The 12,058-nt window shown below is 65.6% G+C and carries 10 protein-coding genes and 1 tRNA gene; 5 read left to right on the forward strand and 6 right to left on the reverse strand.

The window, feature by feature from the left end:
* The first annotated feature begins 410 nt into the window (after positions 1 to 410).
* Positions 411 to 1,619 carry a molybdopterin molybdotransferase MoeA gene (locus NP_RS03600; RefSeq protein WP_011322446.1) on the forward strand — a complete coding sequence of 403 codons (1,209 nt, stop codon included), beginning with the start codon at positions 411 to 413 and terminating at the stop codon, positions 1,617 to 1,619.
* Positions 1,612 to 3,489, forward strand: a complete 1,878-nt coding sequence (locus NP_RS03605) for a molybdopterin biosynthesis protein (protein WP_011322447.1) — start codon at positions 1,612 to 1,614, stop codon at positions 3,487 to 3,489. Before NP_RS03600 ends, NP_RS03605 begins: the two co-directional genes overlap by 8 nt.
* On the opposite strand, the gene NP_RS03610 is transcribed toward NP_RS03605, so the two are convergent.
* The 3 genes from NP_RS03610 to NP_RS03620 all read right to left on the reverse strand — a co-directional run bounded on the left by NP_RS03610 (position 3,477) and on the right by NP_RS03620 (position 4,737).
* Positions 3,477 to 3,977, reverse strand: coding sequence for a hypothetical protein (locus tag NP_RS03610; protein WP_049939462.1), 501 nt, complete (start codon positions 3,975 to 3,977; stop codon positions 3,477 to 3,479). The genes NP_RS03605 and NP_RS03610 overlap by 13 nt on opposite strands.
* A gap of 356 nt (positions 3,978 to 4,333) precedes the next feature.
* Positions 4,334 to 4,408: transfer RNA gene (locus NP_RS03615), tRNA-Glu, on the reverse strand.
* A 77-nt stretch (positions 4,409 to 4,485) separates the two neighbouring features.
* Complete coding sequence (locus NP_RS03620; protein WP_011322449.1) at positions 4,486 to 4,737, reverse strand: hypothetical protein; 252 nt, start codon at positions 4,735 to 4,737, stop codon at positions 4,486 to 4,488.
* A gap of 78 nt (positions 4,738 to 4,815) precedes the next feature.
* Between NP_RS03620 and NP_RS03625 the strand changes: the two genes are divergently transcribed.
* A complete protein-coding gene (locus NP_RS03625; RefSeq protein ID WP_011322450.1) occupies positions 4,816 to 5,142 on the forward strand; it encodes a thioredoxin family protein in 327 nt (108 codons plus the stop codon).
* Between the two features lie 37 nt (positions 5,143 to 5,179).
* Here the strand turns inward: NP_RS03625 and NP_RS03630 are convergent, their stop codons facing one another.
* Positions 5,180 to 6,484, reverse strand: coding sequence for a helix-turn-helix transcriptional regulator (locus NP_RS03630; RefSeq protein ID WP_011322451.1), 1,305 nt, complete (start codon positions 6,482 to 6,484; stop codon positions 5,180 to 5,182).
* 42 nt (positions 6,485 to 6,526) lie between these two features.
* Positions 6,527 to 9,562 (reverse strand): FAD-binding and (Fe-S)-binding domain-containing protein, encoded by a 3,036-nt coding sequence (locus tag NP_RS03635; protein WP_011322452.1) that lies wholly within the window; start codon positions 9,560 to 9,562, stop codon positions 6,527 to 6,529.
* 123 nt (positions 9,563 to 9,685) lie between these two features.
* On the opposite strand from NP_RS03635, the gene gatC reads away from it, so the two are divergent.
* Entirely contained in the window at positions 9,686 to 9,955 is a 270-nt protein-coding gene (gene gatC, locus NP_RS03640; RefSeq protein ID WP_011322453.1) for an Asp-tRNA(Asn)/Glu-tRNA(Gln) amidotransferase subunit GatC, read from the forward strand.
* Positions 9,952 to 11,223: an Asp-tRNA(Asn)/Glu-tRNA(Gln) amidotransferase subunit GatA gene (gatA, locus tag NP_RS03645; protein WP_011322454.1), complete on the forward strand. Its 1,272-nt coding sequence runs from the start codon at positions 9,952 to 9,954 to the stop codon at positions 11,221 to 11,223. Before gatC ends, gatA begins: the two co-directional genes overlap by 4 nt.
* Positions 11,224 to 11,234: 11 nt before the next feature.
* Here the strand turns inward: gatA and NP_RS03650 are convergent, their stop codons facing one another.
* Positions 11,235 to 12,026, reverse strand: a complete 792-nt coding sequence (locus NP_RS03650; RefSeq protein WP_011322455.1) for a CPBP family intramembrane glutamic endopeptidase — start codon at positions 12,024 to 12,026, stop codon at positions 11,235 to 11,237.
* Positions 12,027 to 12,058 lie beyond the last annotated feature (32 nt).

A 12,058-nucleotide genomic window follows, 5' to 3' on the forward strand; every position in this document is an offset into this window, starting at 1 on the left:
AAATCCTCGGCGGCAGCGGGGAAGTATAGTGGTCCGCCAGTAGTGTGTGTTCGGTCAACTTTCGGTCAACTGGCTGTTCGCCGTCCGGTGTCTGGTACTATCCGCCACGTTCCTCCCCAGCCGACGGCCTCGCCGCTCCCGGAACGCCTCGCTGTGCTCGCCGTCCGGTCGCCGCTCGGCCGTCCCTCACGCACGTTCCTCGCGCGCGCCGTGGGTGGACACCAAGCGTTACTGCGACTGCACTGGCAGCAAGCATCACTGCGACTGCACTGACATCGAGCATTGCTGCGACTGTGCTGCCCCCGAACGCTGGGCCTGCCACTGGTGGGAATACTCGCGTTTTGTCTCTCGGCCGCGATTTCCCCGCCGCGAACTGACCCTTTTTGCCTCCGGCGGCCCGAACGGGGGGTATGGCTGACGTTCGAGAGTCGGGGTTCAAAGAGCGGACTCGCGTGGCGGCCGCCCGCGAGCAACTGCTCGATATTCCCCCTATCGACAGAACCGAGCGGATTTCGCTTTCGGCCGCCGACGGGCGCGCGCTCGCCGCCCCCGTCGCGGCTCGCCGCAACATCCCACACTACGCCCGCGCGGCGATGGACGGGTGGGCCGTTCGCGCCGAGGACACCTTCGGCGCGTCGGACCGCTCGCCGGCCGTCCTCCGCCCCGGCGACTCGGTCGGGCCGAACACCGCCGTCCGTGTCCATACGGGGAGCGAACTCCCTGAGGGAGCTGACGCGGTCGTGATGGTCGAAGCGACAGAGCAGGTCGGCGACGAACTCGAAGTGTTCGATGCGGTCGGAGCAGGCGAAAACGTCGGCCCAATCGGCGAAGATGTCGAGGACGGCCAGCGCCTCTACGAGCCGGGCCACCAGCTCCGGCCCTCCGATTTGGGGCTGCTGAAGGGTGCCGGCATCGACACTGTCGAGGTTGCCGCCCGCCCCGAAGTCGCCGTCATCCCGACCGGCGAGGAACTCGTCCAATCCGACCCCGACCCGGGCGAAATCGTCGAGACGAACCGGTTTACGGTTTCCCGGCTCGCCGAGCGTTGGGGGGCGGACGTAACGCGGCGCTCCATCGTTACCGATGACCGCGAGGCGTTGCGGGCGGCCGTCGAACGCGACCTCACCCGCGATGTCGTTGTCACCACGGGCGGCTCCTCGGTCGGCGAGCGCGACCTCATCCCCGAGGTCGTCTCGGACCTCGGCGAAGTGTTCGTCCACGGCGTCGCCCTCAAGCCCGGCCATCCGGTCGCCCTGGGGCGTGTCAACGGCGTGACGATTGTCATGCTGCCGGGCTATCCGGTCGCTGCCATCGTAAACGCGGTGCAGTTCCTCCGGCCGCTCATCAAACATCTCGGCCGGTTCCCGAGCGAGCCGCTGCCTTCGCAGGCGGCGACTCTGACCAGAAAGATACGGAGCGAACCGGGGGTCAGAACCTTCGCCCGAGTGACGTTGTCGCCGACCGACGACGGGCTCGAAGCGACGCCCACTCGCGCCAGCGGCTCAGGTGTCCTTTCCAGCGTCGCCCTCGCCGACGGGTGGGTCGTCGTCCCGGAACAGCGTGAGGGGATTCCCGCCGACGAAACAGTCGCGGTACAGGACTGGGAGCACAATGTCTAGAAAACAGTTCCGCGACCTCGCTGACCCGGAGACGGCCCGAGAGACGATAGCGTCTCTCGACCTCGCACCCGAGCCGACCGAGGTCCCGCTTCGGGAGGCCCGCGGCCGAGTGCTCGCCTCGCGGATCGACGCCGAACTCGACGTGCCGGGATTCGACCGCGCCAGCGTCGACGGATATGCCGTCCGCGCGGCCGATACTTTCGGCGCGGACGAGGCCGACCCCGCAGAGCTGGAACTGGCCGGAGCGGTCCACGCCGGCGTCGAGCCGTCAGTCGAGGTTGCCATCGGCGAGTGTGTCGAAGTCTCGACGGGCGCAGTGGTCCCGCCCGGAGCCGACGCGGTCGTGATGGTCGAACGGACCGACGAGGATGCCGGCGTTGTCTCGGTTCGGACGGCCCTCGCGCCCGGTGACGGCGTGATGTTCGCGGGGGCGGACGTTGCGGCCGGCGAGCGGGCACTCGGCCCCGGGACCGTCCTGACGCCCCGCGAAATCGGCCTCCTGTCGGCGCTTGGCGTTGATTCGGTCCCCGTCCGCGGCCAGCCGACCGTCGGCATCATCTCGACCGGCGACGAACTCGTCCGGCCGGGCGGCGACCTCGATTCGTCGGCCGGCGAGATATACGACGTAAACAGCTACACGATAGCGACCGCCGTCGAGGCTGCCGGCGGCGAGGCACGACTCTATCCCCATGCCGGCGACGACTACGAGGCGATGGAGTCGGTGCTACGTGAGGCGGCCGACGACTGCGACCTCGTCCTCTCTTCGGGGTCGACATCCGCGTCGGCGGTCGATGTCATCTACCGGGTTATCGAGGACACCGGCGAACTGCTCCTCCACGGCGTGGCGGTCAAGCCCGGCAAGCCGATGCTCGTCGGCCGAATCGCCGATAGCGCGTACATCGGCCTCCCGGGCTATCCGGTCTCGGCGCTGACGATTTTCCGGACATTCGTCGCTCCCGCTGTCCGCGAGGCGGCTGGGCTTCCTGAACCGGAGACGGCGACTGTCAGCGGCGAGATGGCAGTCCGCGAACGGTACAGCGAGGGCCGACAGCGGTACATGCCGGCCGGCCTCGTTGCGGACGGCGACGGAACCACGCTGGTGTATCCGGTTGATAAGGGCAGCGGCGCGACGACGAGTCTCGTCGAGGCCGACGGTGTCGTCTCGGTGCCGCCCGATGTCGAATATCTCGACGCTGGCGAGCGGGTCACGGTCCATCTGTTCTCGCCGGACGTGCGCCCGCCGGCGCTGTTCGGTGCCGGCGAGGACGACCCGGCGCTCTCGCGGCTGCTCGACCGGGTCGACCGCCCTCGTCACCTCGGCGTCGGAAGCCGACAGGGCCGCCGCCGGCTCCGGGACGGCGTCACAGACATCGCGGTCGTTACCGGCGATGCCGACATCGACGGTGCCGTCACGCTCGGCGGGTGGCGTCGCCAGTGGGGGCTTGTCGTCCCGGCCGGCAATCCCGACGATGTCAGCGACCTCTCCGACCTCGTCGACCGGGAGCTACGCTTTGTCAATCGGACGACCGACTCGGGACTGCGTGGAACGCTCGAGACGGCGCTTGAATCGCTCGCCGCCGACCGCGACCGCGACGTGGCGGGGCTGTTCAGCGATATTGACGGCTTCGGGCTGGCCGTTCGCGCCCACGAATCGCCGGCACGGAAGGTGCGGTCGGGCGATGCCGACGCCGGCCTCGGGCTTCGGGCGACTGCGGAAAAACTCGGACTTGGCTTTGTGCCCTGCGGGACTGAACAGGTTCAGGTTCTTGCTGATGCGTCTCGGACCGGAAAAGACGGCGTCGAGGCGTTCCGGCAGGCACTCGATGACCTCCCAGCGGTCGCTGGGTCGCTTCCGGGCTACGACTCCTGACTGTCGGTGTACTCGACGTCGATAATCGCCATCCCGTGTGAGGCGTAGACGTCGACAACATCGGCGCGGTGCTCCCGGACGTGTTCCTTCCAGGTTTCCAGCGCCTCGTCTATCCACTCGTCGATTGTCGCTTCCTTCGGGTCGGCCGCATCGAGTTCTTCGAGTGCGAGCTCCCGCGTCGGCCGCTGTTCGACGACCTGCCGTCCCTCCTCGACGAACCGGAACGGGCGAATCCGGACGGCCCCTTCGAGGTCGACCTTCGTGGTATCGTCCTCGATGTGAACGAGTTCCGGCTCGGCTTCGGCTTCGAACGGTGGGGTCAGCTCGAAGCTGACCTTCTGGTCGATGCCGACCTCTTCCTGACCGTTGTAGGCGAGTGCCTGTACAACATCGTCGGGGTCGACGACGAGTGTCTCGATGTCGTCTATCGAGGTGTTATCCTCTTTGCCCGGTTCACCGTCGGTCGCGTCTCCCTCATTCGGTGTCATTGGCAGAACGTAGTCACTCTGTCGCATTAAATCGCCGGAACCGGAGCGCCGCGGTTCTAACGTCAATACACTTGGTAAATGACCAATCCGCCGGTACCGATGCGGCAATACGTGCCGTTACATCACGTGAAATATATTGATATAAATAGATGTGAAATAAATAGTCTTAGGGGGTTACGGAACCACTATTCACATAATCAGTCCTCAACATATTGCGTCTTCTTCGTCACTTCGTTCCTCAAAAGAGTGCTCCGTCAGGGATTCGAACCCGATGCCAGACCTCGCTTCACTCGGTCTGCCGTGGTTCGAATCCCTTCTGTGTGCGCTTCTCGCGCTCACGATGTTCGCTTGAGAAGTGCTCCGTCAGGGATTCGAACCCTGGTCCTTGCCGTGAGAGGGCAAGATGATTGGCCGGACTACACCAACGGAGCGTTCGCGTACACTGTGCAGTATCGCAGAAGGACGTATAACGGTTGCGCTTTCACGCCCCTGTGGGCCGGTTTCGCATTCAGGCGTCGCGGTATCTGAAGGTGATAACGGTCCGAACGTCGTCTTCTCCCTCCGGGGCTTCGTTGGCGACCGACAGCCCGACAACGGCGGATTCGCCGACCGCGTCCGTTACCAGTTCCCGGAGCGCCGCGGCGCTCGCGTCGGCTTCCAGCAGCGACACCCGAACCTGCCCACGATTCACCCCGGCGCTGTTGACAGTGTATCCGTCGGCTTCCAGCGTCTCCCGTACCGTGGCGACGATGTCATCCATAGCGTAGCGTTCAGCCCCGACTGGCAAAAAGCTTCAGGGCACCGATAATCGTTTGGGCGCTCGGCTCCCGGCTCCGCTATGGATGCTGCTGTCGTCAGACATCTCGACGACGAGCGCGACTTTGAGGCGTTCGTCACGTCTCACGAGGTCGTGCTCGTCGAGTTCTACACCACGGGCTGCCCGAAATGCGCCGCAATGGAGCCGGTTTTAGGCACCGTCGCGAGGGCAACTGGCGTTCCTGTGGGGCTTTGTGACCTCGGCTCCGTGCCAGTGGTCGAGCGGTTCGATATCGCTTCGACGCCGACGCTCATACTATTCACAAACGGCGACCCCGCAGACCGGCTGGCGGAGGGGTTCGTCGGTGCCGACAGGCTTGTCGAATTCGTCGATGCCGTTCAGGAGTAGCTACACGTCGCGGTTGCGGCGCTTCTTGTGCCACAGGCTACGTCCCGTCACTGTTCCCGTCCCCGTCCGTGTCATCTTCGCCGTCATCGAACGGTGAGCCGGCAGCCTCCGGCTCGTGGCCGGCCAGTGAGACGATGTTTTCACGGCCGACACGGAGCTTCGAAACCGTCCCTTCCTCCTCCATCTCCGAAAGCAGCATCGAGACCTTCGATTTCGACCAGTCCGTCTCGTCGACGATGGCGACCTGTTTCATCCGCCCGCCGTTCCGCTCCAGTAGGTCGACGACGCGCTTTTCGTCCGGCTGGAGCATCTCGTCTGTGACGGCCGGTTCACCGCTGGCCACCGTGTCCGCGCTTCCCCCAGCGTCCCTATCGGGTGCTCCGTCGTCGACTGCGGTTCCGCCCGCAGCCGCCCCATCGTCGACCGTCTCGGTGGTCGAGACACCGCCCGCGTCGCTTTCGGCGGTCCCGTCACCTCCGCTCTCTGTCCGCCGTGGGAACGTTCCGGTCTGGTAGGCGATTGCTGTCCCGCCGGCAAGCACCACGACGAGCAGCGCCGCAAGCGGCACCAGCCAGCTTCCGTTGTTGGCCGGCGCTGGCGTCTCGTCGCCGTTCTGCTCTGCCGGTGGACGGTCGGCCTGTTGTTCGGTGTGAACGAGCCGCGGGCGGCGGTCGGTGAACTCCTGTTCGCCGACCCACGTCACCGTCTCGCTTTCGGCGAGGGTGCCTCCAGCCATGCTGTCCGGTTCGGGGTCGACAGACTCAAATGCCAGTCCCGGTCCGGCCTCGAACTGAAGCTCGTTGTCCGGGTCGACATAGAGCCCCCCGACAAAGACATCGCCGACGGTGACGCTGTCGTCCTCAATGGCCGCGAACCCATTCCAACGGAACGTCATCTCGACGATGCCGAACTCGGTGCCGGCCGGCGGCCGCTCTTCGATGTACGCATCGCGGTCGAACCTGCTCGCCGCCATTCTGCGGTCTGTCGCTTCCTCACCGGAGGCGGCGAGCGAGTCTGCTCGTGCCTGGAACTCGGTGTAGGCGTCGGTCTCGGTTTCGGTAAACCGTGCGGCGAACCCGCCGAAATTCTCGATATCGTCGTCGGTTTCGAGCCGCTGTTCGTATCTGAATGTCCAGTCGGCGCTGCCGTTCCCGTAGGTCGTGATGAGGAATCTGGTCCGGTCTGCCTCGAACCCGTCCTCGTCGATATCGGCGAAGTCGGCGGATTCCGTCTCCGCCGCTGCCGAGCCGGGGCTGTCAGCCGCTGCTGTCGCCGCGCCGGCCGCAACGGCCGCGAAGGCGGCCACCGCAAGGACCAACACGACGTATCGGGAACGGCCCATCGATACCGAATTACATCCCGCCTCGGTATAAACCCCTTCGGCTTACCGATTCGGCTCCGGAATTGCCGCCGCAAGACACTCTATCGGATGCACGGCCGTTCGCCCGTCGCCGCTGAGCTGTGTCCGACACGAGGCTCCGGGGGCGACCGGGCGACCGTCGGCGTCGTCGAGTCGGTCGAAGAGCAGCGACCCGATGGCCTGACTCATCGAGTAGTGTTCGGCCTCGTAGCCGAACGAGCCGGCCATCCCACAGCAGGTCGAATCGAGCGGGGTAACGTCGTAGCCGGCACGGCGGAGCACGCCGACCGCGTGGTGGTCGCGCTTTGTCGCCTTCTGGTGGCAGTGGCCGTGATAGACCAGTTGCTCGCCCCCCGCGTCGGTCGGAACGCCCCCATCGAGCCCGGCTACATCGAGATACTCACAGACGCCGTAGGTGTTTTCCGCGACGTGTTCGACGGTTGCTTCCGGAAGCAGCGACGCGTAGTCCGACTGGACCATCACGGCGTCTGAGGGTTCGCAGACGACCACCGACCACCCGTCCTCGACGTAGGGTTCGACCGCCTCGACGGTATCCTGGGCTCGTTCGGCGGCTGTCTCTACGAACCCCTTCGAGTAGGCTGCCCGGCCAGTCCCCCCGGCTTCGACGATGTCGACGTGGACACCGGCAGCCTCCAGTACGCGCACGGCGGCCTTCGCGACATCGGTGTCGACGTAGTTCGTGAACGTGTCCGGTAGCAGCACGACCCGGTGGTCGGTCTCCGATACCGCGACTGTCGGGTCCCGGCGCTCGAACCAGTCGACGAACGATTCCCGCTCGAACGTCGGCGGCGACCGCTCGCGGGCAATGCCGAGTGCTTTTTCGGCGATACGGCCGCTTCCCGGAAGCGAACTGAGGCGGTTGACGAGCGGCGCGAGACGGCTCCCGAGCGCGGCGACCGTGTCGATGTTCGCAAACAGACGGTCCCGAAGGCTCGCGCCGTGCTCGCGGTGATGCTGATACGTCACCTCGGCTTTCAGCTTCGCGAGGTCAACCTCGCTCGGGCAGTCGTTCGAACAGCCCTTACAGCCGATACAGAGGTCGAGTACCTCACGCATGAACTCGGGGTCGGTCGCCGCGGCGTCAAGCCGGCCGCTGGCGGCCGCCCGCAACGCGTTTGCCCGCCCACGGGTGCTCTGTATCTCCTCGTCTGCGGCCCGATAGGTCGGACACATCACGCCGCCGGTCGTCTCTTGTGGCCCACGGCAGCCGCCGCAGCCGTGACAGAGCTCCGCCATTCCCTGAAAGCCGTTGTCGTTGTCCCACCGCAGCGCCGGCTCGAAGCCGGGGTCGAACTCGTAATCGGGGTCGAACCGGAGCGCCTCGGTCGGGTCGACATCGCCACAGACCTGTTCCGGGTTGAGGATGCCGTCCGGGTCGAAGGCGGCCTTGAGTTCCTCAAAGAGGCCGAACACCTCGTCGCCGTAGAGCTTGCGGTTCCAGCGGGTCCGGGCCCGCCCGTCGCCGTGTTCGCCGGAGACACTGCCGTCGTACTCGGCGACGAGGTCCGTCGCCCCCTCGGCGATGGCGTCCATCTGCTCGATGCCGGCCGTCGTCTTCGTGTCGACGAGCGGCCGGATATGCAGACAGCCCGGGCCGGCGTGAGCATAGAAGCTGGCGAAGGTGTCGTTTGCCTCAAGCAACTCGCGGAACTCGGCGACGTATTCGGGGAGATTTTCGGGTGGAACAGCGGTGTCCTCGATGAAGCTGATGTGTTTTTCGTCGGTCGTCCGGCCGAGCAGAATCGGGAGTCCGGACTTCCGTAGTTTCCAGAACCGCTCTCTGTCGGCCTTCTCGTGGGCTTCGTCGGCGTGGATGGCCCGGACCGGTGCGTCGGTGGTGGGTCCTCCTGTGCTGTCAGCGGTCGTCTCCGCGGACGGTCGTCTGTCGGCGAGCAGCTCGGCGACCCGCCGCTTGCCGTCTGCGTCGCTTTCGGCGTAGAACTCGACAAGCAGGACGCTGCCGGCATCGGACGGCAGCGTCTCCTCGACGAGAGCGCCGAACTCCGAGGTATCGCGTGCGAGGTCCAAGAGTACGTCATCGAGCACCTCGACGGCCGCCGGGCCAAAGGAGAGAATCGGCTCTACGTCCTCCAGTGCGTCTATGAGGCCGGGATACGAGAGCAAGGCGACAGCCTTCGTCTCCGGCGTCGGCTCCAGCCCGACCGTCGCCTCGGTGACGACACCGAGCGTCCCCTCGCTGCCGGCAAGCACGCGGGCGAGATTGACCGTCTCGCGGTCGCCGGCCACGGCCGCCTCGTACTGCTCGATGAGGCAGTCGAGATTGTACCCGGAGACGTTCCGTTTCAGTTCGGGGTAGGCCGTCTCAACCGGCTCGGCTTCCTCGCTGGCGATTCGGTAGAGCGTCCGGTAAATACGGCCGACGAACGACGATTCCTCGGCGCGGCGTTGCCACTCCGCAGGCGTGACCGGACCGAACCGATGGACCGACCCATCGGCGAGAACGACCTCCAGCGATTCGATGTAGGCGTCGGTCTTCCCGTAGACCAGCGAGTGGCTCCCCGTCGAGTTGTTGCCGATAGCGCCGCCCAGAGCGCTTTTGTCGCCCCATGCCGGGTCGGGTGGAAACGTCAGCCCATCGAGCCGTTTATCAAGGTCGCCGAGTCGGACCCCCGGCTGTGCGGTGGCGGTCCGGGCTTCCTCGTCAACGGTCAAAAGCGAATTCATGTGCCGAGTGAAATCCACCACGACCGCTTTGTTCACCGTCTGTCCCGCGAGCGACGTGCCGCCGCCCCGGGGCAATACGGGTATCGACCGCTCGGCACAGTAGGAGACGACGGCGGAGACATCGTCGGTGTCTGTCGGAAAGACGACGCCGATTGGGGTGACCTCGTAGGCGGATGCATCGGTTGCATACAGCGTCCGCGTGTACTCGTCGAAGCGCACCTCGCCGTCGATGAGCCGCTTGAGGTCGGCGACAAGCCCCGGCCGGTCCGTATCGCCGCCGGTGTAGTCGTAACTGGCCCGTTCGTCGACCGCGGGGTCGGTCCCAGTCGTCCGGTCGCCGCCCTCCGTAGCCATACGGCCGTATTGGGCAGCATCGGTTAAAAACCGGCGTGTCTCACAGCGTCGGCGGGCGCCTGCCCCGTCAGCTGGGCCGTCCCATTCGAAACCCTTAGTGACGCCGCCGCCGCAGCAACACCCATGACTGTCGACGACGATGCGGTTCGCCACGTCGCATCGCTGGCCCGCGTTGACCTCGATGAAGACGAAGTCGAGTTGTTCGCCGAGCAGTTCGGCGACATTCTCGAATACTTCGAGGCGCTCGATGACGTTCCCGATGTCGAGCCCGAAACCGAACTGGCGAACGTCATGCGCCCCGACGAGGTACACGAGGGGCTCACACAGGATGAGGCGCTTCAGAACGCCCCGGAAACCGAGGACGGCTACTTCAAGGGTCCGAAGGTCTCATGAGCCACAACGCTTTCATCACCGAGGAGACAATCGAGCCGACCGACGACGGGCCGCTCGACGGCGTGACCGTTGCGGTCAAGGACAACATCTCGACTGATGGCGTCCGGACGACCTGTGGGTCGGAGATGCTCGCCGACTACGTCCCGCCATACGACGCGACGGTCGTCGAGCGACTCAGAGATGCGGGGGCAACCATCGTCGGCAAGACCAACATGGACGAGTTCGGGATGGGGACGACGACGGAGACATCGGCGTTCGGTCCGACCGAGAATCCGGCCGCCGAGGGGCGTGTTCCCGGTGGGTCCTCTGGCGGGTCCGCAGCCGCCGTCGCCGCTGGCGATGCCGACCTCGCGCTGGGCTCCGACACCGGCGGCTCGGTCCGCTGTCCGGCCGCCTTCTGCGGCGTCGTCGGTATCAAGCCGACCTACGGGCTCGTCTCCCGGTACGGGCTCGTCGCCTACGCGAACTCGCTCGAACAGATCGGCCCACTCGCGCCGACCGTTGAGGAGGCTGCCGAACTGCTCGATGTCATCGCCGGCGTCGACGAGCGCGACGGCACCACCCGGGAGCCGCCGGCGGGACAGCCGACCTACGCTGACGCCGCCGACGGCGATGTCGACGGCCTGACGGTCGGGATTCCGACCGAGCTCGTCGACGGTGCTGATGAAGGTGTCCGCGAGACGTTCGACGATGCCGTCGAGACGCTGGAGTCGGCGGGCGCGACGACCCAAGAGGTATCCTTGCCGTCCGTCGAGACCGCCGTACAGGCGTACTACGTCATCGCGATGTCGGAAGCGTCGTCGAACTTGGCGCGCTTCGATGGGGTTCGATACGGGGCCTCCGGCGACGAGGACGGTAACTGGAACGAGTCTTTCGCTGCCGCCCGCGAAGCTGGCTTCGGCGAGGAGGTCAAACGCCGCATCCTGCTCGGCACCTACGCGCTTTCGGCGGGCTACCACGACAAGTACTACAAACAGGCACAGGACGCTCGTGCGTGGGTGAAACAGGACTTCGACGAGGCCTTCGAGTCGGTTGACGTGCTGGCGTCGCCGACGATGCCCGTCCCGCCCTTCGAGCGCGGTGAAAGCCTTGAGGACCCGCTCAAAATGTATCTCGCCGACGCCAACACCGTCCCGGTTAACCTCGCGAATCTGCCGGCGATTTCGGTGCCGGCGGGCGAGACCGCCGACGGTCCCGTCGGTCTCCAGCTCGTTGGACCGGCCTTCGGCGAGGCGACGCTCATCCGTGCCGGCTCGGCACTGAACTGAGCGCTGCTTTTTCAAACAGCTCCGACAACCGCGCCGGCGAGCAACACCATCGCTTCCGGGTCACCGAACCGGACGCCGATGTAGCCGAGCGTCGCTTGGGTCGCGTTGAAGAGGCCGTGCATCACGGCGACGACGACGAGATTGCCAGTGTATTCGTAGGCAACAGCCAGTACCAATCCGACGACAAACAGCACGGACACACCCAGCAGGCCGCTCGCCGAAATCCCGAACCCGCCGATATGAATGAGCGCGAACAGTGCCGTCGCGAGCGTGAGGCCGGAGGCGACGCCGAACGTCTCTCTGAGCCGCGTCTGGATGACACCACGGAACAGCAGCTCTTCGGTCGGGCCGACAATGAGCAGCGACAGCGTTCCCAGCAGGAGGAAGATGAACGGGTCCTGTTGGGCCATCTCGAATATCGCCTGCTGTTCTTGCTCGATGCCGAACCGCGAGGAGATGATGACCGAAGCAACCGAGGCGACAAACCAGAGCAGAATCATCCCGATAAACCCGGCACCGAGTACTATCCAGCCCTCAAGCCCCGGCACTCGGACTCCGATATCCGAAAGCGACAGCGACCGGTAGTTGAGATAGACGAGCGAGATACCGGTAAAGAAGACGAGTTGCAGGACGACGACCGAGAGAATGAAACTCTGTCTGAGCGTCAACTCGATACCGGCGCTGGCGAGTCCGAAGGCGACGCCGGCAGCGACGATGTTCCCGCCGCCGTAGGCCACGGCGGCGAGCCCGATAGCGACGCCGACAGCGACAATCGGTCCGGGAACCCGGGAGTGAAGCGACATACCGTCCGGTACGGGCTGGGTGTAAAATAGCC

The organism is Natronomonas pharaonis DSM 2160, assembly GCF_000026045.1.
In the GTDB taxonomy this organism is placed as follows: domain Archaea; phylum Halobacteriota; class Halobacteria; order Halobacteriales; family Haloarculaceae; genus Natronomonas; species Natronomonas pharaonis.